The organism is Ramlibacter aurantiacus, from assembly GCF_016722895.1.
Classification (GTDB): domain Bacteria; phylum Pseudomonadota; class Gammaproteobacteria; order Burkholderiales; family Burkholderiaceae_C; genus Ramlibacter; species Ramlibacter aurantiacus.
On record NZ_JAEQNA010000006.1, the window covers coordinates 189,477 to 210,516 of the forward strand.

A 21,040-nucleotide genomic window follows, 5' to 3' on the forward strand; every position below is an offset into this window, starting at 1 on the left:
ATATGAGCGAGATCCGATTCGTCGACACGACCGTCCGTGATGGCTCGCAGAGCCTGTGGGCCATCGGCCTGCGCACCGCCGACATCCTGCCCATCGCGGACCGGCTCGACGAGGCCGGCTTCGACGCGGTGGAGATCATGGCCACCAGCTTCGAGAAGAAGATGATCCGCGACCTGCAGGAGGACCCCTGGGAGCGCATCGCCGAGGTGCGCAAGCGCATCACCCGCACGCCGCTGCGCATGATCCGCGGCCGCCAGCTGGCGGCCTTCCAGATCACGCCCGAGGCTGTCGAGGAGCTGTGGTACGAGCGCATGGCCGCCATGGGAATCGGCCAGATCCGGCTGTCGGATTCGTCGAACACGCCCGAGGGCTGGCGCCCGCACGTGGCCCGCGCGCGGAACGTCGGCATCGACGTGGTGATCAACCTGATCTTCTCGCTGTCGGAAAAGCACACCGACGGCTACTACGCCGAGCGGGCGCGCGCGGCGGCGGCGCTGAAGCCGCACCGCATCTGCCTCAAGGACCCCGGCGCGCTGCTCACGCCGGAGCGGGTGCGCACGCTGGCGCCGGTGGTGCTGGCGAACGCGCAGGGCATTCCGGTGGAGTTCCACACCCACTGCAACACCGGCCTGGGCCTGTTGAGCAGCCTGGAGGCGATCCGCCAGGGCATCCACATCGTCAACGCCGCCATTCCGCCGCTGGCCGAGTCGTCCTCCAACCCGTCGGTGTTCGACGTGGCGCGCAACGCGCGGGCCATGGGGCACTCCACGGCGCTCGATGAGAACGTGCTGCGCCCGGTGGAGGCGCACCTGCGCGAGGTGGCCCGCCGCGAAGGCCTGCCCGAGGGTGCGCCGGCGGCCTACGACCTTCAGCACTACCAGCACCAGGTGCCCGGCGGAATGATCTCCAACCTGCGCTTCCAGCTCGGCGCCGCGGGTCTGGCCGACCGGCTGCCGGCGGTGCTGGAGGAGATCGCGCAGGTGCGGCGGGACTTCGGCTTCCCCATCATGGTCACGCCGTACTCGCAGTTCGTCGGCGCGCAGGCGGTGATGAACGTGATCGCCGGCGAGCGCTATCGGCAGGTCTCGGACGAGATCATCCAGTACGCGCTGGGCGGCTGGGGCCGCGAGGAGGCCGAGTCGATCGTGCCCGAGGTGCGCGAGAAGATTCTTTCGCGCCCGCGCGCCGAGGCGCTGGCCCGCGTGAAGCCCGGACAGCCCACCCTCGCGCAGGTGCGCGAACGCTGGGGCGGCCCGGGCGTGTCCGACGACGACCTGCTGCTGAACTTCTTCACCGACGCGCAGCAGGTGGCGCAGATGCGCCGTGCCCGCGCCGAGCGTGCGGGGTCCGAGGGCAGCCACGGGCTGCAGGCCCTGATCGCCAAGCTGGGCGAAGCACGCAGCGTGCGCCATGTCCTGATCCGTCGCGGCGGCCAGTCCGTCGCCATGCAAGCCTGAAACCCCTTCCCGTATGAGCCACACCCTCGACTTCCTCAGCGACAACGACGTGCGCCAGATCAACCGCCTGGTGGAGACCCTGGATCGCTCCAATTTCGATTACTTCCAGATCGACATCGGCGAGCTGAAGGTGACCATCGGCAAGGGCGCCTTGCCCACCGGCGGGGCAGTCGCGGCGCCGATGGCCGCACCCACCATCGCCGCGCCGGCGCCCGCCACCGCCGCACCGGCCGCCGCTCCGGCCACGCCGTCGCCTTCGCCTGCCGCGCAGCCCCGTGCTGCCGCGCCAGAGGCCGGCTGGGCCCCGATCACCGCCACCACCATGGGCCGCTTCTACAGCCGGCCCGACCCGTCCTCGCCGCCGTATGTCTCGGTGGGCGACACCGTCACGGCCGATTCCACCGTCTGCCTGATCGAGGTGATGAAGCTGTTCAACGCCATCCCGGCCGGCGTGGCCGGCACCATCGCGCAGGTGTGCGTGCAGGACGCCGAGGTGGTCGAGTTCGGCCAGGTCCTGTTCTACGTGAAGCCCTGAGGCATGCCCGTCAACCGCGTCCTGGTCGCCAATCGCGGCGAGATCGCCGTCCGCATCATCCGTGCCTGCCAGCAACTCGGCATCGAGACCGTGCTCGCCTGCTCCGAGGCCGACCGTGACAGCCTGGGCGCGCGCATCGCCGGCCGGGCGGTCTGCATCGGCCCGGCCAGCGCCACGCAGAGCTACCTCGATGCGCGCCTGCTGGTGAACGCGGCCCTGTCCACGGACTGCGACGCGCTGCATCCCGGCTACGGCTTCCTGGCCGAGTCGGCCGAACTGGCGCAGCTGTGCGCCGACCACGGCATCACCTTCGTCGGGCCCCTGCCCGAGCAGATCGCTCAGATGGGCAACAAGATCCGAGCCCGCGTGCTGGCCGCCGAACTCGGCCTGCCCACGCTGCCGGGTTCGACCCGCGTGGAAACGCCCGACCAGGCCGTGGAGATCGCCCGTGGCCTGGGCATGCCCGTGATCATCAAGGCCGCGGCCGGCGGCGGTGGGCGCGGGATGAAGATCATCGAGCGCCTGGAGGACCTGCCCGGGGCCTTCACCGCCGCGTCCAACGAGGCGCGTGCCGCTTTCGGTGACGGCACGCTCTACCTGGAGCGCTACATCCGCAACGCGCGCCACATCGAGGTGCAGGTGCTGGGCGACCGACACGGGCACGTCATCCACCTGGGCGAGCGTGATTGCTCGCTGCAGCGCCGCCACCAGAAGCTGGTGGAGGAAGCCCCCGCGCCCCGCATCCCCGAGGCGCTGCGACAGGCCATCCGCGAAGCCGGCGTGCGGCTGGCACAGGGCTTCGGCTATGAGAACGCCGGCACGGTGGAATTCATCGTCGATGCCGACGCGCAGGCCTTCTTCTTCCTGGAGATGAACACGCGCATCCAGGTCGAGCACCCGGTCACCGAGATGGTCACCGGCATCGACCTGGTGCAGGAGCAGTTGCGCGTCGCGCGCGGCGAACCCCTGCGCTTCAGGCAGCAGGACGTGTGCTTTCGCGGCCACGCCATCGAATGCCGCATCAATGCCGAGCAGGTGGGGGAGGGCTTCCGCCCCAGCCCCGGACTCATCACGCGCTGGTCACCGCCCGAAGGCCCGAACATCCGCCTGGACAGCCACTGCCACGCCGGCTACCGCGTGCCGATCTACTACGACTCGATGATCGGCAAGCTGATCGTGTACGGCGCTGACCGCGCCGAAGCGCTGATGCGCATGGAGCGCGCGCTGGAGATGTTCGAGGTGGAAGGCATCGCCACCACCATCGAATTCCAGAAGTTCCTCATCACCCAGCCGAGGTTCGCCAAAGGCGAGGTCAACACAAGGTTGGTTGAGGAAGTGCTTGAAGAGAGAAGGACCGGGGCCTGAAGGGCTGCTTCCCTCACCCCAGCCCCTGACGCCTTCTTCAGTGCTGCGTCACCGTCCCGCGCCAGGCCCCGGTCTCCACCCCGCGCTCCTCGATCAGCTGCTTGAACTTCTTGAGGTTGGCGCGGGCCATCTGGCGCACGCCGCCGATCGCATCCGCGAGCTGCTCGTCGACCGAGCCGGGTTCGTAGTCGAGCTGCAGCATGATCTTGCAGCTCGTGTCGGTGAGGTGGTGGAAGGTCACGACGCCCGAGTTGGGAATGCCTTCCGTGCTGCGCCAGGCGATGCGCTTGTCGGGCACCTGCTCGGTGATCTCGGAGACCCACTCCTTGCGCTTGCCGCCCACGCTGGCGCGCCAGCGCAGATGCGTGTCGTCGAGCTGCCTGACCTCTTCGAGGTGGCTCATGAACTTCGGAAATTCCTCGAACTGCGTCCACTGGTTGTAGGCGGTGCTGGCAGGTACGTTCACCTCGATCGATTCCTCAACCGAGCTCGAGCGCGAACCGCCGCGCTTCTTCATCTGCTTGGACAGGAGCATTCCACCGACCGCCAGAGCGGCCATGGTGACGAGCTTTCCGGGCATTTGCATGGCTTCTCCATCTAAAAAAGCCATCTTGCAATCGCTCTTCCAGGCTGGGCGCAACAGAGTGAAAAAGCGCACGCAATCACCCATGGAAGAAGGGGGCCAGGCCCCCTTCTTCTTCTTACTTGGGCATCACCACGCTGTCGATGACGTGGATGACGCCGTTGTCGGCCTTGATGTCGGTCTTCACGACGTTGGCGTTGTCGACCTTCACGCCGCCGCTGGTGCTCACGGTGAGCTCGCTGCCCTGCACGGTCTTGACCTTGCCGGCCTTGACGTCCTTGGCCATCACGGTGCCCGGCACGACGTGGTAGGTCAGCACGGCGGTGAGTTTGTCCTTGTCGTTCAGCAGCGCGTCGAGCTGGGCCTTGGGCACCTTGGCGAACGCGGCATCGGTGGGAGCGAACACGGTGAACGGTCCCTTGCCCTTGAGGGTGTCGACGAGGCCGGCCTTCTGCAGCGCTGCGGCCAGCGTCTTGAAGTCGCCGGCGGCAACGGCGGTGTCGACGATGTCCTTCGCTTGGGCGCTGAACGCAGCGACGGCGAGGGCGGAGATCAGGATGGCTTTTTTCACGATGGTTCCTTTGACGGTGGTGGGCGGGGTCTGCGATCTACTCCGTTCACCGACGAGATTTGTCGTGGACAAAATAGAATGCGGCCTCAGAATACTCGTGACCCCAAACCGTTGTCAAGGTGTTGTCTTGGACAAAAAGACCAAAGAACCCGAATTGTCGATCTCCGCTGTCGAGCGTGAGGTCGGCTTGTCCAAGGACGTGCTGCGTGTGTGGGAGCGGCGTTACGGGTTCCCGGTGCCCAGCCGCGATGCCCACGGCGAACGCACCTACTCGGCCGAGCAGGTCCACCGGCTGCGCCATATCAAGCGCCTGATGGACGGCGGCTGGCGGCCGGGGCGCCTGTTCGCGATGGCGCCCGATGACCTGCAGGCGCTGCTGAAGCAGCCGTCCGCGGCGGTCGCCGAGGTGGACGAGGCGGCCACGGCCCAGCTCGAACCGCTGCTGGCCGCCGTTCGGGCGCACGACCTGGCGGGCTTCGAGCGCGCCATGCAGCAGCGCCTGGCGCAGCAAGGCCTGGCGCGTCTTGTCCTGGACACGGTCGGCCCGGTCGCGGTCTGGCTGGGACAGGAATGGGAGCACGGGCGGCTGCAGGTCTTCGAGGAGCACCTGTTCACCGAACTGCTGGCGCGCCTGTTGCGCCGCGCCATCGCGGCGGTGCCCGCCGGCCAGTGGCCGCGCGTGCTGTTGACCACGGTCCCCGACGAACCGCACGGCCTGGGGCTGCTGATGCTGGAAGCCATGCTGACGCTGGAGGGTGCCGACTGCGTGTCGCTGGGCACGCAGACCCCTTTGCTGGAGATCGCGCAGGCGGCGCAGGTCCAGGGGGCGCAGCTGGTGGCGCTGTCGTTTTCGGGGGCGTTCCCTTCGCGGCAGGTCGCGCCCTTGCTGCAGCAGCTGCGCAAGCTGCTGCCCGGCACCATCGCGCTCTGGGCGGGCGGCGCCGGCGTGCGCCGCACGCCGGCGCCCGAGGGCGTGAGCCTGCTGGGCAGCCTGGACGACGCGGTGGCGGCACTCGCCACCTTGCCGCGACGCGCGGCTGGCTGACCCCCACGCGCGCGTCGTTCGCCGTAGACTGAACCGGCCGCCCACCCGCGGCCCGTTCCGGCGCAGCCGGCCCACCCGCCGGCTCGTGCCGTTCGTCCACCTTGGCGCAAGACCCTTGCGCGGGAGCGATGCATGAGTGAACGACAGGCGCTGCGCCTGCACGTGCCGGAGCCCTCGGGGCGGCCCGGACGCCACACCGATTTCTCGTACCTCCACCTGTCCGGGGCCGGCGCCATGCGCAGGCCACCGGTGGACACCTCCCACTTCGACACCGCCGACCTGGCCTATGGCCTGGTGCGGGTGCTCGATGACGACGGGCAGGCGGTGGGGCCGTGGGCGCCGCCGGTCAGCACGGCGCAGCTGCGCAAGGGGCTGCGCGCGATGATGCGCACCCGCGTGTTCGACGCGCGCATGCTGATCGCGCAGCGGCAGAAGAAGATCTCGTTCTACATGCAGTGCCTGGGCGAGGAGGCGATCGCGGTGGCGCATGCGCAGGCGCTGGAGTCCGGCGACATGTGCTTTCCCACCTACCGCCAGCAGGGGCTGCTGCTGGCCCGCGACGACGTTCCGATGAGCGAGCTGATCTGCCAGCTCATGAGCAACGAGCGCGACCCGAACAAGGGGCGGCAACTGCCGGTGATGTACTCGTACAAGCGGGCCGGCTTCTTCAGCATCTCGGGCAACCTGGCCACGCAGTTCATCCAGGCGGTGGGCTGGGCCATGGCCTCGGCGATCAAGGGCGACACGCGCATCGCCTCGGGCTGGATCGGCGACGGCGCCACGGCCGAGGCCGACTTCCACACCGCACTGACCTTCGCCCATGTGTACCGGGCGCCGGTGGTGCTGAACGTGGTGAACAACCAGTGGGCCATCTCCAGCTTCCAGACCATCGCCGGGGGCGAGTCCACCACCTTCGCGGCGCGCGGGGTGGGCTGCGGCATCGCCTCGCTGCGGGTGGACGGCAACGACTTCCTGGCGGTGCTGGCGGCCTCGTGCTGGGCCGCCGAGCGGGCGCGCTCCAACCTGGGGCCGACGCTGATCGAGTGGGTGACCTTGCGCGCCGGCGCCCATTCGACCTCGGACGACCCGTCCAAGTACCGGCCGGCGGACGACTGGGAGCGTTTCCCGCTGGGCGATCCGATCGAGCGGCTCAAGGCGCATCTGGTGGGCCTGGGGGCCTGGTCGGACGCCGAGCATGAGCAGGTGCGGCTGGAACTGGAGGCCGAGGTGGCCGCCGCGCTCAAGGAGGCCGAGAGCCACGGCACGCTGCTTGACGGGCACATCCCCAGCGCCGCGTCCATGTTCGAGGACGTGTACGCGACGATGCCGGCCCACCTGCGCCGGCAACGCCAACAGTTAGGGGTCTGACATGCTCACCAAGACACAGGGAGTCGATGTGCCCAGCGCCGCCGGCGAAGCGCGGCCCATGACCATGATCCAGGCCCTTCGTTCGGCCATGGACGTGATGATGGAACGCGACGACAACGTGGTCGTGTTCGGCCAGGACGTGGGCTATTTCGGCGGCGTGTTCCGCGTCACCGAGGGCCTGCAGGCGAAGTACGGCACCTCGCGCTGCTTCGATGCGCCGATCAGCGAGGGCGGCATCGTCGGCGTGGCGGTGGGCATGGCGGCCTACGGCCTGAAGCCGGTGGCCGAGATCCAGTTCGCCGACTACTTCTATCCGGCCTCGGACCAGATCGTCTCGGAGGCCGCGCGCTTGCGCTACCGCACGGCGGGCGACTTCACCTGCCCGCTGACCATCCGCATGCCCTGCGGCGGCGGCATCTACGGCGGCCAGACCCACAGCCAGAGCCCGGAGGCGCTGTTCACCCACGTGTGCGGCTTGCGCACGGTGATGCCCAGCAACCCCTACGACGCCAAGGGCCTGCTGATCGCGGCCATCGAGTGCGAGGACCCGGTGATCTTCCTGGAGCCCAAGCGCCTGTACAACGGCCCCTTCGACGGCCACCACGACCGGCCGGTGGTGCCCTGGTCGCGCCATGCCACGGGCAACGTGCCCGAGGGCTACTACACGGTGCCCCTCGAATCGGCCGCCATTTTCCGCCCGGGATCGCAGCTCACCGTTCTGACTTATGGAACGATGGTGTGGGTGTCCCAGTGCGCGGCCGAGGAGACCGGCATCGACGCCGAGATCATCGACTTGCGATCGCTGTGGCCCATGGACCTGGACACGGTGGTGGCCTCGGTGAAGAAGACCGGCCGCTGCGTGGTGGTGCACGAGGCCACCCGCACCAGCGGTTTCGGCGCCGAACTGGCGGCGCTGGTGCAGGAGCACTGCTTCTACCACCTGGAGTCGCCCATCGAACGCGTCACGGGCTGGGACACGCCGTACCCGCATGCGCAGGAGTGGGCATATTTCCCTGGGCCGGCGCGGGTGGGTGCCGCCTTCCGCCGTGCCCTGGAGGACTGAAGCCATGGGGACCTACTCGATCAAGATGCCCGACATCGGCGAAGGCATCGCCGAAGTCGAACTGGTGGCCTGGCGCGTGCAGCCGGGCGATGAAGTGGCCGAAGACCAGGTGCTGGCCGACGTGATGACGGACAAGGCGACGGTGGAGATTCCTTCGCCGGTGCAGGGCAGGGTGCAGGCCTTGGGCGGCGAGCCGGGACAGGTGCTGGCGGTGGGCGCCGAGCTGATCCGCCTGGAGGTGGCGGGCGAGGGCAACGGCAAGGGCGAGGCCGCCGAGGCGGTGCCGGCGGGGCGCGAGGAGGCGACCCTGGCCGCAGACGCTACGGCCGCGCCCGCGCACGTGCCGCCAGCCGAGACGCAGGTGCGTCAACCCTTGCATGTGCCGGTGCAGGAACCGGCGGCCCGCGCGCCCGGTGATCGGCCCATCGCGTCGCCTGCCGTGCGTCGCCGGGCCTGGGAGCTGGGCATCGAGCTGTCCTTCGTGCATGGCAGCGGGCCGGCCGGGCGCATCCTGCATGAGGACCTGGACGTGTACCAGGCGTCGCGCGGCCAGCCACCGCGCAAGGAACGGCCGTCGGGGTCGCGACAGCGGCAGGGCGATGAGGCCGTGCCGGTGACCGGGCTTCGCCGGCGCATCGCGCAGAAGATGCAGGAAGCCCATCGGCGCATCCCGCACTTCAGCTACGTGGAGGAGGTGGACGTCACCGAGCTGGAGGCGCTGCGCGCGCAGCTCAACGAACGCTATGCCGCCACGCGCGGCAAGCTCACGCTCCTGCCCTTCATCTGCCGCGCGGTCGTGCGGGCGGTGGAGGAGTTTCCGCAGGTCAACGCGCGCTTCGACGACGAGGCCGGCGAGGCCGGCGTGGTCACGCGCTTCCAGCCGGTGCACCTGGGCATCGCCACCCAGACCGAGGCCGGCTTGATGGTGCCGGTGGTCCGCCACGCCGAGGCGCAGGGCTTGTGGGGGCTGGCCGGCGAGATCGCCCGCCTGGCCAAGGCCGCGCGCAGCGGCAAGGCCAGCCGCGAAGAACTCGGCGGCTCCACGCTGAGCATCACCAGCCTGGGGCCGCTGGGCGGCATTGCCAGCACGCCGGTCATCAACCATCCCGAGGTGGCCATCGTGGGCGTCAACCGGGTGGTCCAGCGCCCCATGTTCCAGGGCGCGGCGGTCGTGCCGCGCCTGTTGATGAACCTGTCGTCCTCCTTCGACCACCGGGTGGTCGACGGCATGGACGCCGCCCGCTTCATCCAGGCCGTGCGGGGTCTGCTGGAGCGGCCGGCGCTGTTGCTGGTGGGGTAGGGGGAGGGGCTTTGATGGAGGCGCCTCGCGACAGGCTCTCCCCCACCCGTTCGGGCCCAGGGTGAACGGGGCAGGAGCGGCCCCGTGTCGAGAGGGACGACACTGATGCCGGCGATGCGGGATCGAGATACTGCACCCACAGCGCCTTGACACCTCCTTCACCTCCCGCAGCGTGCGGCCAGCGGACCGTTCAGCGACCGTTCACCTCGGCAATTGCATCCTTGCTCCCATCCAACCCCGAGAGGAGCTTTCCATGAATCGCATCGCCGCCACCGTCCTCATCGCCGCCAGCGCCGCCGCCTCGGCCGCGCAGGCCCAGACCTTCGTCGACGACGCCCGGGTGCGCCACGTGCAGCCGCAATACGAGACGGTCTCGGTTCCGCGCGAGGAATGCACCAGCCAGTGGGTCACCGAAGCCGTGCCGCAGGCGCAGGCTTCTGGTGGCGTGATCCAGGAGTACGGACCCGCGCTGATCGGCGGCGCCGTCGGGGCGGCCGCGGGCCGGCAGGTGGGCAAGGGCACGGGGCGCGACATCGCCACCGTGCTGGGCGTGGTAGCCGGGGCGTATGCCGGCGACCGCATCGCCCACGGCAACCGCTATGCGCCTCAGCCGCAGCAATACCAGCAGCGCGAGGTGCGCCAGTGCCGCACGGTCTACGACCAGCAGTCGCGTGTGTCGGGCTACCAGGTCCAGTACGACTACCGCGGCCAGGTCCACACCGCGCTGCTGCGCGAGCACCCGGGGCAGCGCCTGCCGGTGCGCGTGTCGGTCGAGCCGGTGCAGCGGTAGTCGGCGGTAGTAGCATCGCCGGCTGTCCGCCATGCCTCGCCAACTCCTCGTCCGACTCGCCTGCGCGCTGTGCCTGGCCTGCGCGCAGCCCGCATGGGCGCAGGTCAGTCGCGATGCCGCCGCCGCGATGGCGCAGCGGGCCACCGGTGGCCGCGTGCTGCAGGTCGAAAGCTCGGAGGTGGGCGGCCGGCCGGTCTGGCGCGTCAAGGTGGTCACGCCGCGCGGCGAAGTGCGGGTGGTCCTGGTGGACGCGGCCAGCGGCCAACTGCGCTGAAAGGCATCCCATGCGATTGCTGTTGATCGAGGACGACGCCGCCCTCCGCGAGGGACTCGCGCGGCAACTGCAAGCCGACGGCTGGCGCGTCGACCAGGCCGGCGACGGCGAAGACGGCCTGTTCCAGGCGCGCGAGTACCCGGTGGACCTGTTGATCGTCGATCTGGGGCTGCCGCGCCTGGGCGGCCTGCAGCTGGTGCAGAAGCTGCGCGCCGACGGCCGGCGCACGCCCATCCTGGTCCTCACCGCGCGCGGCAACTGGCAGGACAAGGTGCAGGGCCTGGAAGCCGGCGCCGATGACTACCTGGTCAAGCCCTTCGAGTACCCCGAGCTGGCGGCCCGCGTGCGGGCGCTGCTGCGGCGGTCGATGCAGGCGGCCTCCAACGTGCTTACGCTGGGGCCCCTGGCCATCGACGTGGCCGCTCAAACGGCGCGCCTGGAGGGCCAGCCGCTGGACCTCACGGCCTTCGAATACCGCCTGCTGGAATACCTGGTGCAGCACCGCGAGCGCGTGGTCACCAAGCTGGAGCTGTCCGACTACCTGTACCCGCACGACCAGGACCGCGAGAGCAATGTGCTGGAGGTGCTGATCGGCCGCCTGCGCCGCAAGCTCGACCCGGCCGGCGACCGCCAGCCCATCGAGACGCTTCGCGGGCGCGGCTACCGCTTCAAGTGGGCATGAAGGCGCCGGGCTCCATCCGCGCCCGGCTGATCCTGTGGGCCGGCGCGCTGCTGCTGGCCTTTCTCGTGGGCGCCGGACTCGCGGTGCAGCGGGCCCATGCCGACAGCGTTCGCGCGGCGCACTACGCCCGCCTGCAATCCACCGTGTACCTGCTGCTGGCAGCGGCCGAGCTCGACGCGCAGGGCGCCCTGGTCATGCCCGAGGGCCTGGCCGAGCCCCGGCTGTCGCTGCCGGGGTCGGGGCTGTACGCCAGCATCCGGCAGGTGGACAGTGGCCAGTCCTGGCGATCGGCGTCGGCCGTGGGGCGCGAGCCGCCGTTCCGTCGCGAGCAGGCGGTGGGCGAGTGGCGCTTCGAGACCATCGACGCCGCGGGCCGCAGCTACCTGGGCGCGCACTACGGCGTGCGCTGGGCGGGGCGCGGCAGCCAGGCGCGCCTGGTGCTGTCGGTGGTGGAGGACAGCGCCACCCTGGCGCGCGAGCTGGCGGCCTTCGACCGCACGCTATGGACCTGGCTGGGTGGCGCCGCGGTGCTGCTGCTGCTGGCGCAGACGCTGCTGCTCGACTGGGCGCTGTCACCGCTGCGGCGGGTGGCGCAGGAGGTGCGGCGCATCGAGAGCGGCGAACAGGCGGCCATCGAGCAGGCCTACCCCGCCGAACTGGCGGCACTCACCGGCAACCTCAACACGCTGATCCAGCAGGAGCGGGTGCGCCAGACCCGCTACCGCGAGGCCCTGAGCTTCCTCGCGCACAGCCTGAAGACGCCGCTGGCGGTGTTGCGCACCGCGCTGGCCGATCCGCAGCGGCTGCCGGCCGCGGTGACCGAGCAGGTCGAACGCATGGACCACATCGTGCAGCACCAGCTGGGCCGGGCGGCCGCCAGTGGGTCGGCGGCCTTCGTCGCGCCGCTGGCCCTGGCCCCGGTGGCGCAGCGCATCGTCGACTCGCTGGCGAAGATCTATGCCGAGCGCGGCCTCAGCTTCACCATCGACTGCCCGCCGGACCTGAGCTGGCGCCTGGACGAAGGCGACGCCTTCGAGATGCTGGGCAACACCCTGGACAACGCGGCCAAGTGGGCGCGCCGGCAGGTGGTGCTGCGGGTGCGGCGCGAGGCCGGACCGCGGCTTCGCATCCAGGTCGAGGACGACGGCCCCGGGTTCAGCGACCACGAACGCGTGCTGCAGCTGCACGTGCGCGGCGACGAACGAGTGCCTGGGCATGGCGTGGGGCTGGCGGTGGTCAAGGACCTGGTGGACAGCCACGGCGGCACGCTGACCCTCTCACGCGGGTCCCTGGGTGGCGCGTGGGTCGACATCGCCTTGCCCGCCCGTGCGGCTTACGCATCGACACAGGCCTAACACCCTGTGCCCGGGAACGGCCGCGCAGCTGGTGCAAGCTCTGCCGTTCCCTTGAATAACGATGGAGAGAAGAGCAATGAACCTGAAGAAACCCCTCGCCACCCTCCTGTCCGCCGCGGCGCTGGCCGTCCTGTCCGCCTGCGGCGGCGGCGGCGATGAGGGCGGCGTCGGCACCTTGAGCCTGAAGATCACCGACGCCCCGGTGGACTCCGCCAGTTCGGTCAACGTGCGCTTCACCGGCGTGGCCCTGAAGCCGGCCAACGGCCCCGAGCAGGTCATCACCTTCGATGCCCCGCGCACCATCGACCTGCTGGCGCTGCAACGCGGTGCGGCCGCGTCGCTGCTCGAAGGCCACCCACTCCCCGCCGGCCTGTACGACGGCATGCGCCTGCTGGTCCAAGCCGAGCGCGGCGTGATCGACTCCTATCTCACGGCCCTGGACGGCAGCCAGCGGTCGCTGTTCGTGCCCAGCGGCGAGCAAAGCGGCCTGAAGCTGACCCGGGGCTTCATCGTGCCGGTCAACGGCTCGGCCTCCTTCACCATCGACTTCGACCTGCGCAAGTCGCTGGTCGATCCGCAGAACGCCGCCGAGGACATCTACCTCAAGCCGGTGCTGCGGGTGGTCGACAACGCGCAGGTGGGCACGATCGCCGGCACGGTCGGCCAGGCGGCTCTCACCCATGCGAGCTGCAACACGCCGAACCGCGCCCATGCGGTCTACGTCTTCGCCGGTCCGGGGGTCACGCCCGACGACATCGACCGCGCCGGCGTCGAGCCGGTGACCACGGCCGCTGTCACCGCGGGCACCGACGGGGCGTGGAGCTTCCGTGCCGCCTACCTGATGGCGGGTGAGTACACCGTGGCCTTCACCTGCCAGGCCGGTGCCGACGAGCCGGAGACCAGCCAGACGCTGGTGTTCCAGGGCACCCGCAACGTGACGGTCGCCGTCGACGGCACGGCGCAGGTCGCGTTCTGAGGCATCGCCCGTCAGTCGGCCATCGGCATCTTGCCGGGGCCGGTGGCGGGGCGGGAGGGCAGGGTATGTTCGATGACGGTTTCGTCGGGCACGTCGTGCGGCCCATCCTCATCGGGTACGGGCGTGGGCTGGACCACCTCCTCGTCCGTGCCGGGATGGGCCGGGGCGGCCGGTCCAGGGGCGGGAGTTGCCATGCATGTCTCTCCTGTCGGGTTGAGTCCACAGGTTGGCCAGCCCGCCGGAATTGCTCTGCGCTACGGATTCCGTTCCCGGTGTAGGACATCAGGCCGAGGCGTGCAGCCGCCGGACGGTTGCACCGCTTGGGTGGGTGCTTTGCAACACTCGGGCAATCCCGCTCACGGGGACGCTGCTTTCCGCATAATGTTGCAATGCAGCATCCCAGCAAGGAGGCAACGATGGACGGGTCATCGCAAAGCCGCAGGTACTTCACAGTGATCGACGACCAGGGCCGCCACCTGCCGGTCGTCGAATACTGGGCGGCGAGCCTGTCCGACGACGACCTGCCGCCCTTCCAGGTCATGCCGTTGCGCCGCTACGTGAAGGTCATGGGCACGGGTGATTACCTGCGCGCCACGGCCGATGGCGCTTTCATCGAGGTGCAGAGCGGCCGACGCTACCGCAGTACGCAGACCAGCGTCGACATCGACTCCATCGACTGAAAGGTCCTACCCGCCCCTGTCGTTCTCCGCGTCCATCGGCAGCTCGAACAACTTGAACGCCGGCTGGTCGGGCCGCGTGCGCAGCAGCAGCGGGCGCGCGACGTTGAACACCGGCACGCCGCTGATCGTGCGCGCCTCCGGGGTGCCGCGGTGCGCGTGGCCATGGAAGACCGCGTCCACCGGATAGCGCAGCAGCGGCTCCTCCAGCCGGCTGCTTCCCAGGAAAGGAAAGATCTCGGCCGGTTCCCCCTGCACGGTGCCGGCGATCGGCGAGTAGTGCAGCAGCGCGATGCGCCGCGGCGTGCGCAGCTTGGCCAGCGCCGATTCCAGCTTCATGGCCTCGTGCAGCGCCTCCTGCACGAAGCTCTTGATCGCGGCTTCGCCCCAGGCGCCCAGCGATGCACGTCCGAAACCGCCGGCGAAGCCCTTGGTGCCGGCGATGCCCACGCCCTCGATCTCGCAGGCCTCGCCATCGAGCACGCGCACCCCGGCCTCGGTGAGGATCTCCGTCACCACCTCGGGCGTGCCCGACTCGTAGTCGTGGTTGCCGAGCACGGCCACCATCGGGATCGACACGCCGCCCAGCTCGTCGGCCAGCACCTTGGCCTCGTCGGCGGTGCCGTAGTCGGTGAGGTCCCCGCACAGCAGCAGGGCGTCGGCGGCCTCGGAGGCCTGTTTGAAGAAGGCGCGCAGCTGGCCGGCGGAATCCTTGGTGACGTGGGTATCGCCGACGGCGGCGAAGCGGAGGCATTGGGCGGATTTGGGCATGGACCTACATGCTGCCAGCCGCCGACCGCCGGGGTAGCGCCGCCGTGTCCTGCCGGGCTGTAGGCCGGCACCGACGATCCGGAAGGCCTGTTGTCCTCGCAGGCTGCCCAGGGCCCCCGGTTAGGCTGACCTCCCCCGAAACCGAGCCGAGCCCTTCGATGTCTGCCCTGCCCACCGCGCCTTCGCTGGACCAAGAGATCGAGCCCGAGACGGCCGCGTTCTACCGCCGCGCGCTGCTGGCGCTGAACGAGGCGCAGCTGCCCTTCCTGGTCGGCGGCGCCTTCGCCCATGCCTGCTTCACCGGCATCCGGCGATCGACCAAGGACCTGGACCTGTTCATCCGCCGCGAGGATTACGAGCGCATCGCCGAGGTGATGCAGGCCGAAGGCTGGCGGGTGGAGCTGACCTATCCGCACTGGCTGGCCAAGGCCTATTGCGGCGTGGAGTTCATCGACCTGATCTTCAACACCGGCAACGGGGTCATGCCGGTGGACGAGCACTGGTTCCACGACAACACGGAAGCCGAGATCCTGGGCGTGCCGGTGCGACTGTCCAACGCCGAGGACGGCTTGCTGTCCAAGGCCTTCATCATGGAGCGCGAGCGATTCGACGGCGCCGACGTGGCCCATCTGATCCATGCCAACGCCGAGCAGCTGGACTGGGCGTCGCTGATCGAGCGTTTCGGGCCGCACTGGCGCGTGCTGCTGGCGCACCTCACCTTGTTCGGCTACATCTACCCGGGCGAGCGCCACCGCATCCCGCAGTGGGCGATGGACACCCTCACCGAGCGGCTGGCGATCGAGAACCGCCGGCCACCGCGCGAAGACCCGCATGTGTGCGCCGGCACCTTGCTCTCGCGCGAACAGTACCTGCATGACGTGGAGGAACTGGGCTATGTCGATGGTCGGCTCACGCCGGTCAGCCGCATGACCCCGGAGCAGCTGGCCGTGTGGACGCGCAGCATTCCCGGCCGGCAGCAACCATCGACGCAGGCGGCGAACCAGGCGCGGGAGTAGGGCCGATGGCGGCGCCGTTCTGGCTCGTGATGGGCGTGTCCGGCTCCGGCAAGTCCACCGTGGCCCGGGCGCTGGCCGAGCACCTGGGCGGCGCCTTCATCGAAGGCGACGACTACCACCCGCGCCGCAACATCGAGCTCATGAGCCAGGGCAAGGCGCTTGCCGATGCCGACCGCTGGCCCTGGCTGGCGGCGGTGGCCGAGGCGGCCACCCGGGTCGACACCCGGCCGGTGGTGATCGCTTGCTCGGCCCTCAAGCGCGGCTACCGGGACTTGCTCCGCGAGCGCTTGCCGGGGCTGCGGGTGCTGTTCCTGCAGGCCGGGCCGGACCTGCTGCATGCCCGGCTCGACGCCCGGCGAGACCACTTCATGAAGGCGGGCTTGTTGCGAAGCCAGTTCGCCGACCTGGAGCCTCCCGTGGGGGAGGCGGGCGTGGACGTGCTGGACGTCTCGCGGCCGCTGCCGGCGGTGGTCGAAGCGGCCCTGCGGATCGCCGGCTGATATCCAGCGCGTGGATTCACGCTATCCACCGGCCTGGCTTCCCAAGCGCTGCGGCGTTTCCTAGGATGGCCCTGGGTCATCAATAACCAGGAGACGACATGCCCGCCCGCCATGCTTCCCTCGTGCTCGATCGCCGCGCGGCGCTTGCCGCCACCGGCTCGCTGCTGCTCGCACCCGCGGCATTCGCCCAGTCGCGCTATCCCGAGCGCCCGATCCGCGTGGTGGTGCCGAACGGCCCCGGCAGCTCGGTCGACACCATCGGCCGCGTCACCTGCACGGAGATGTCCCGCCTGCTGGGCCAGCCGATGGTGATCGACAACCGAACCGGCGCTGCCGGCGCGATCGGTGTCGAGGCCGTGCGCACCGCGGGGGCGGACGCCTACACGCTGCTGGTCGGCTCGAGCAGCGCCATTTCCGTCGCGCCCATGCTCCAGAAGGCCGTCACCTATGACGGCCTTCGTGATTTCGAGATGGTGTCGCTGATGGCGCTGCTGCCCAACGTGCTGGTGTGCAACCCGCAGCTGCCGGTGCAGAACACCCAGCAGCTCATCGAGTGGTGCAGGTCCAAGGGCGGCAACGCCCACATGGCCTCCGCCGGCATCGGCTCGGCCAGCCACCTGGCCGGCCTGGCCTTCCAGAGCGCGGCCGGCTTCAAGGCCCTGCACGTGCCCTACAAGGGGGGCGCCCAGGGGGTGGCGTCGGTGGTCTCGGGCGAGACCGACTGGGTCCTCACGCCGGCACCGGCCGCCATGTCCCTGGTGCAGGGCGGTCGATTGCGCCTGCTGGGGCACAGCATGCCCGGCAACACCCAGCCGATCGGCCATACGCCGGCGCTGGACGCCACGGTGCCCGGCTTCGAGTTCTCCGGCTGGATCGGCCTCATGGCGCCCAAGGGAACCCCGGCCGCGGCCATCGACGCGATCGCCCGCGCCACCACCGCGGCCCTGCAGCGCCCCGAGGTGCACAAGGCCTACGACACCAACGGCGCGGTGCCGCAGGCCACCGGCCCCGAGGCCTTCCGCACCTACCTGCGGCGCGACATCGAGCAGAACCGCAAGGCGGTGCTGGCGGCCGGGCTCCAGCCTGAGTGAGGCCACGCGCCCGGTGCGGCCCACGTGCTATGAGACAATCGCCGCCGCTCCGGGGTGCACGCAAGTGCTGAGATCCAGACCCGCGAACTTGATCCGGTTCATGCCGGCGTAAGAAGAGCCGTAAGAAGCCCGCCACCTGGCCCCGTCCTGCGGCCGGGCGCAGGACTCTCCTTCGGAGCACCGTTGCACACGTGCCTTGCGAAGGAGACCTGATGAACCATCCCACCACCGCCCCGGCACGCCGCCAGCGCTACGCCCGCGTGCTGTCCATCGCCGGCTCCGACAGCGGGGGCGGCGCGGGCATCCAGGCCGACCTCAAGACCTTCGCCGCGCTCGGCTGCTACGGCATGAGCGCCATCACCGCGCTCACGGCGCAGAACACGCTGGGCGTGCGCGCCATCCACTCGGTGCCGGTGGAGATGCTGCGGGCGCAGATCGATGCGGTGATCGAGGACATCGGTGCCGACGCGGTGAAGGTGGGCATGCTGCATTCGTCCGAGACGGTGATCACGGTGGCCCAGGCCATCGACCGGCATGCGCTGGCCCGCGTGGTGCTCGATCCGGTGATGGTGGCCACCAGCGGCGCGCGCCTGATCGACCAGCAGGCGGTGGCGGTGCTGGTGCGCGAACTGTTCCCGCGCGCTGCGCTGGTCACCCCCAACCTCGACGAAGCCGCGCTGCTGGTGGGGCGTGCCCTGGCCAGCGAGGACGACATGCGGGAAGCCGCGCAGGCGCTGATCGGCATGGGCGCGCGCGCCGTGCTGGTCAAGGGCGGCCACCTGGCCGGCGCGGGCGTGTGCGACGTGCTGCAGGTGGCGGGGCAGCCGGCGCAGCTGCTGCGGTCCGCGCGCATCGCCACCGACAACACCCATGGCACGGGCTGCACGCTCTCCAGCGCCATCGCCGCGCGGCTGGCGATCGGCGACGAGCTGATGCAGGCCGTGCAGGCGGCGCGCGAGTACGTGCGCGGTGCGCTGGAGGCCGGGGCGGCGGTGCGCACCGGCGCCGGCAGCGGTCCGCTGGACCATGGCTGGAATCCGCAGCCCACGCGCCGCTTTCCGCTGGAGTAATCGAATGGACGCGACCACGGCCGGCCTGGTGCGCGACCTGCTCGATTTCATCGCGCAGGACGGCTGCACCGATGCCCAGTTCGACGCGATGGCGCTGCGCCTGTTCGCGCACCAGCACGCGCGCAACGAGGCGCTGCGGCGCTTCTGCCAGGCCCGCGGCATCACCCCGCGCCGCGTGCGCAGCTGGCGCGAGGTGCCGGCCGTGCCGATCAGCGCCTTCAAGGAATCCACGCTCAGCTGCGTGCCGCCCGAGGCCTGCGAGCGCGTGTTCATGACCAGCGGCACCACCCGCGCCGAAACCCGGGGCCGGCACTACCACCCGACCATCGCGGTGTGGGACGCCTCCATGCGCCGCAACTTCGCGCGCCGCTTCATGCAGGGCACGCCGCGCCTGCCCATGGCCGTGCTCTTTCCGCCGGAAACCGAGCTGCGCAACTCCTCGCTCGCGCGCTATCTCGCGCAGGCGGTGGAGGTTTTCGGCGGTGAGGGCAGCGCCTGGTGGGTGCGCACCGAGGGCATGGACGTGGAGGGCCTGCGCGGGGCGATGCGCGCAGCGCAGGCCAGCGGAACGCCCTTTGCCTTGCTGGGTGCCAGCTACAGCTTCGTGCACCTGCTGGAGGTGCTGCGCCAGGACGGCGAGTCGTTCCGGCTGCCCGAGGGCAGCCGCATCCTGGACACCGGGGGCTACAAGGGCCGCTCGCGCGAGCTGCCGCTGGAGGGCTTCTACGCCGCGCTCTCGGCCGCGCTGGGCGTGCCGCGCGAGCGCTGCATCAACATGTATGGAATGACCGAGCTCAGCACGCAGTTCTATGACGACGGCAACGCGGTGCTGCCATCGGTCAAGTCGGGCCCGCACTGGATCCGCACCCGCGTGGTGGACCCGCTGACGGGCGCCGAGGTGCCGGCGGGCGAGCGCGGCGTCCTGGTGCACTGCGACCTGGCCAGCTTCAACTCGACCATCGCCATCCTCACCGAGGACGTGGGCGTGGCCGTGCCCGGGGGCTTCCAGTTGCTGGGCCGGGCCGAGGGGGTGCAGGCCAAGGGCTGCTCGCTGGCCGCCGAGGCTTTCGTGCAGGCGCAGCGATGACCACACGCTGGGTCGCCGGCCACCTGCCGCCCGCGTTCGCGCGCGAGGCGCGCTGGCACACGCTGGCTTTCGGCGACCTGCAGGTCGAGGTGCCCCGGCTGGACGCGCCGGCCATGCGCGAGCTGGCGCGCCATGTCGCCGCCGCCGGGCGCGAGCACCTGAAGCCGCTGGCCGTGTCCACCGTCATCGGCCACGTCGACCGGGCGGTCGCGCGGCTGCTCGATCCGCAGGACCCGTATCGGCGCGAGGCCGATGCGCTGCTGCCCCGCGTGACCGGCCTGGACGCCGGCATGGTGTCGCTGGCGCTCACCGGTTACCTCAAGACCTTCCGCGCGCCGCAGCTGCATCGCTTCGTGGCCGAGGACTTCGCCAATCCCAAGGTGCTCGACGAGTTCCAGCCGGCGGTCAAGGGTGGCCTGGTGCGAGCCCTGGGGCCGCGCCTGCTGGCGCACAGCTGGGCCGGCAACGTGCCCGGCCTGCCGCTGTGGAGCCTGGCCTGCGGTCTGCTGGTCAAGGCCCCGGCCATCGGCAAGCTGCCCAGCGCCGAGCCGGTGTTCGCGTCGCTGTTCGCGCGCCTGCTGGCCGAGGTGCATCCGCCCTGGGCCGGGTGCCTGGCCGTGCTCTGGTGGCCGGGTGGCGAGCCCGAGCCGGCCGCCACGCTTTACGCCGAGGCCGACACCGTGCTGGCCTATGGCGGCACCGAGACGATGCGCCAGCTGCGCGTCCAGGTGCCGCCCCACACCCGTCTGCTGGCCTTCGGCCACAAGCTGGCGCTGGGCCTGGTGGGTCGCCAGGCGCTGGATGCGCAGCGCGGCCCGGCCACCGCCCGGCTGGCTGCGCACGACGTGGCGCGCTATGAGCAGCAGGGTTGCTACTCGCCGCATGTGTTCTATGTCGAACGGGGCGGGCGCCTGGCGCCGCGCGAGTTCGCGCAGCACCTGGCGGGCGAGCTGGCCAACCTGCAGCAGCGGTACCCGCGCCGCACGCTGGCGCTGGAGGAGGCCGCCGCCGTGGCGCGCTGGCGCGACGCCGGGCAGGCGGGGCTGGGCGAGGGCGACGCCTGGATCGCGGACGAGCGGGGAGCCTGGGCGGTGTCGTACGCCGACTCGTTCCGGCCCCTGGCCCCCACGGCGGGTCAGCGCTGCGTGCAGGTGGTCGCGGTGGAATCGCTCGACCAGGCGGTGGATGCCCTGGCGCCGCACGCCCCGTTCCTGCAGACGGTCGGTGTCGCGGTCGAGCCGGCCGCGCTGCTGCCGCTGTCCGAACGGCTGGCCGCGGCCGGCGCCACCCGCATCTGCGCGCTGGGCGGCATGACGGCGCCCGAGGCCGGCTGGCACCACGATGGCCGCTTCAACCTGCTGGACCTGGTGCGCATGGTGGAGATCGAGCAAGGCGCCGAACGATCGGCCGAGCGCTACGCGCCCTACGCGCAGGAGGAGACATGAGCCCCCCCCGAAGCGGCTT

The 21,040-nt window shown here is 70.6% G+C and carries 23 protein-coding genes and 1 riboswitch; of the genes, 19 read left to right on the forward strand and 4 right to left on the reverse strand.

Going from position 1 to position 21,040, the window contains the following annotated elements; translation table 11 throughout:
* Positions 1–2 precede the first annotated feature (2 nt).
* The 3 genes from JI739_RS16580 to JI739_RS16590 are packed head-to-tail and all read left to right on the forward strand — an operon-like array spanning position 3 to position 3,357.
* Entirely contained in the window at positions 3–1,457 is a 1,455-nt protein-coding gene (locus JI739_RS16580; protein ID WP_201685046.1) for a hydroxymethylglutaryl-CoA lyase-like TIM-barrel protein, read from the forward strand.
* A 13-nt stretch (positions 1,458–1,470) separates the two neighbouring features.
* Entirely contained in the window at positions 1,471–1,992 is a 522-nt protein-coding gene (locus JI739_RS16585) for an acetyl-CoA carboxylase biotin carboxyl carrier protein (RefSeq protein WP_201685047.1), read from the forward strand.
* Positions 1,993–1,995: 3 nt separating this feature from the next.
* Complete coding sequence (locus JI739_RS16590; protein ID WP_201685048.1) at positions 1,996–3,357, forward strand: acetyl-CoA carboxylase biotin carboxylase subunit; 1,362 nt, start codon at positions 1,996–1,998, stop codon at positions 3,355–3,357.
* 37 nt (positions 3,358–3,394) lie between these two features.
* Here JI739_RS16590 and JI739_RS16595 read toward each other — a convergent pair whose 3' ends face one another.
* Both JI739_RS16595 and JI739_RS16600 read right to left on the reverse strand, forming a co-directional pair.
* Positions 3,395–3,943 carry an SRPBCC family protein gene (locus JI739_RS16595; protein ID WP_236589792.1) on the reverse strand — a complete coding sequence of 183 codons (549 nt, stop codon included), beginning with the start codon at positions 3,941–3,943 and terminating at the stop codon, positions 3,395–3,397.
* Between the two features lie 115 nt (positions 3,944–4,058).
* Complete coding sequence (locus JI739_RS16600) at positions 4,059–4,511, reverse strand: fasciclin domain-containing protein (protein WP_201685049.1); 453 nt, start codon at positions 4,509–4,511, stop codon at positions 4,059–4,061.
* Between the two features lie 154 nt (positions 4,512–4,665).
* Here JI739_RS16600 and JI739_RS16605 point away from each other — a divergent pair, with 154 nt between their 5' ends.
* From JI739_RS16605 to JI739_RS16645, 9 genes are all read left to right on the forward strand, one after another.
* Positions 4,666–5,556 carry a MerR family transcriptional regulator gene (locus tag JI739_RS16605; RefSeq protein ID WP_236589794.1) on the forward strand — a complete coding sequence of 297 codons (891 nt, stop codon included), beginning with the start codon at positions 4,666–4,668 and terminating at the stop codon, positions 5,554–5,556.
* Between the two features lie 132 nt (positions 5,557–5,688).
* On the forward strand, positions 5,689–6,924 hold the full coding sequence (locus JI739_RS16610) for a thiamine pyrophosphate-dependent enzyme (RefSeq protein WP_201685050.1): 1,236 nt from the start codon (positions 5,689–5,691) through the stop codon (positions 6,922–6,924).
* Between the two features lies 1 nt (position 6,925).
* On the forward strand, positions 6,926–7,987 hold the full coding sequence (locus JI739_RS16615) for an alpha-ketoacid dehydrogenase subunit beta (protein WP_236589795.1): 1,062 nt from the start codon (positions 6,926–6,928) through the stop codon (positions 7,985–7,987).
* Positions 7,988–7,991: 4 nt separating this feature from the next.
* Complete coding sequence (locus tag JI739_RS16620) at positions 7,992–9,287, forward strand: dihydrolipoamide acetyltransferase family protein (RefSeq protein ID WP_201685051.1); 1,296 nt, start codon at positions 7,992–7,994, stop codon at positions 9,285–9,287.
* Between the two features lie 253 nt (positions 9,288–9,540).
* Positions 9,541–10,077 carry a glycine zipper 2TM domain-containing protein gene (locus JI739_RS16625; protein ID WP_201685052.1) on the forward strand — a complete coding sequence of 179 codons (537 nt, stop codon included), beginning with the start codon at positions 9,541–9,543 and terminating at the stop codon, positions 10,075–10,077.
* A gap of 31 nt (positions 10,078–10,108) precedes the next feature.
* Positions 10,109–10,351 (forward strand): PepSY domain-containing protein, encoded by a 243-nt coding sequence (locus JI739_RS16630; protein WP_201685053.1) that lies wholly within the window; start codon positions 10,109–10,111, stop codon positions 10,349–10,351.
* A 10-nt stretch (positions 10,352–10,361) separates the two neighbouring features.
* Positions 10,362–11,033, forward strand: coding sequence for a response regulator transcription factor (locus JI739_RS16635; protein ID WP_201685054.1), 672 nt, complete (start codon positions 10,362–10,364; stop codon positions 11,031–11,033).
* Complete coding sequence (locus JI739_RS16640; RefSeq protein ID WP_201685055.1) at positions 11,030–12,388, forward strand: ATP-binding protein; 1,359 nt, start codon at positions 11,030–11,032, stop codon at positions 12,386–12,388. The genes JI739_RS16635 and JI739_RS16640 overlap by 4 nt, the downstream gene beginning before the upstream one ends.
* Positions 12,389–12,464: 76 nt before the next feature.
* On the forward strand, positions 12,465–13,364 hold the full coding sequence (locus tag JI739_RS16645) for a DUF4382 domain-containing protein (protein ID WP_201685056.1): 900 nt from the start codon (positions 12,465–12,467) through the stop codon (positions 13,362–13,364).
* A gap of 11 nt (positions 13,365–13,375) precedes the next feature.
* Here the strand turns inward: JI739_RS16645 and JI739_RS16650 are convergent, their stop codons facing one another.
* Complete coding sequence (locus tag JI739_RS16650) at positions 13,376–13,558, reverse strand: hypothetical protein (RefSeq protein ID WP_201685057.1); 183 nt, start codon at positions 13,556–13,558, stop codon at positions 13,376–13,378.
* A 222-nt stretch (positions 13,559–13,780) separates the two neighbouring features.
* Between JI739_RS16650 and JI739_RS16655 the strand changes: the two genes are divergently transcribed.
* Positions 13,781–14,044, forward strand: a complete 264-nt coding sequence (locus JI739_RS16655; RefSeq protein ID WP_201685058.1) for a hypothetical protein — start codon at positions 13,781–13,783, stop codon at positions 14,042–14,044.
* A 6-nt stretch (positions 14,045–14,050) separates the two neighbouring features.
* Here JI739_RS16655 and JI739_RS16660 read toward each other — a convergent pair whose 3' ends face one another.
* Positions 14,051–14,812: a metallophosphoesterase family protein gene (locus JI739_RS16660; RefSeq protein WP_201685059.1), complete on the reverse strand. Its 762-nt coding sequence runs from the start codon at positions 14,810–14,812 to the stop codon at positions 14,051–14,053.
* 158 nt (positions 14,813–14,970) lie between these two features.
* On the opposite strand from JI739_RS16660, the gene JI739_RS16665 reads away from it, so the two are divergent.
* The 6 genes from JI739_RS16665 to JI739_RS16690 all read left to right on the forward strand — a co-directional run bounded on the left by JI739_RS16665 (position 14,971) and on the right by JI739_RS16690 (position 21,021).
* Positions 14,971–15,828, forward strand: a complete 858-nt coding sequence (locus JI739_RS16665; protein ID WP_201685060.1) for a nucleotidyltransferase — start codon at positions 14,971–14,973, stop codon at positions 15,826–15,828.
* A 5-nt stretch (positions 15,829–15,833) separates the two neighbouring features.
* The gene (locus JI739_RS16670; RefSeq protein WP_201685061.1) at positions 15,834–16,328 is read left to right on the forward strand and encodes a gluconokinase; all 495 of its coding nucleotides are present in this window, start codon (positions 15,834–15,836) and stop codon (positions 16,326–16,328) included.
* Between the two features lie 98 nt (positions 16,329–16,426).
* On the forward strand, positions 16,427–17,419 hold the full coding sequence (locus JI739_RS16675; protein WP_201685062.1) for a Bug family tripartite tricarboxylate transporter substrate binding protein: 993 nt from the start codon (positions 16,427–16,429) through the stop codon (positions 17,417–17,419).
* Between the two features lie 40 nt (positions 17,420–17,459).
* Positions 17,460–17,551: riboswitch (TPP riboswitch) on the forward strand.
* Between the two features lie 80 nt (positions 17,552–17,631).
* Complete coding sequence (thiD, locus tag JI739_RS16680) at positions 17,632–18,489, forward strand: bifunctional hydroxymethylpyrimidine kinase/phosphomethylpyrimidine kinase (RefSeq protein ID WP_201685063.1); 858 nt, start codon at positions 17,632–17,634, stop codon at positions 18,487–18,489.
* A gap of 4 nt (positions 18,490–18,493) precedes the next feature.
* Positions 18,494–19,576 carry a LuxE/PaaK family acyltransferase gene (locus JI739_RS16685; RefSeq protein WP_201685064.1) on the forward strand — a complete coding sequence of 361 codons (1,083 nt, stop codon included), beginning with the start codon at positions 18,494–18,496 and terminating at the stop codon, positions 19,574–19,576.
* Positions 19,573–21,021 carry an acyl-CoA reductase gene (locus JI739_RS16690; protein WP_201685065.1) on the forward strand — a complete coding sequence of 483 codons (1,449 nt, stop codon included), beginning with the start codon at positions 19,573–19,575 and terminating at the stop codon, positions 21,019–21,021. Before JI739_RS16685 ends, JI739_RS16690 begins: the two co-directional genes overlap by 4 nt.
* Positions 21,022–21,040: the final 19 nt, after the last annotated feature.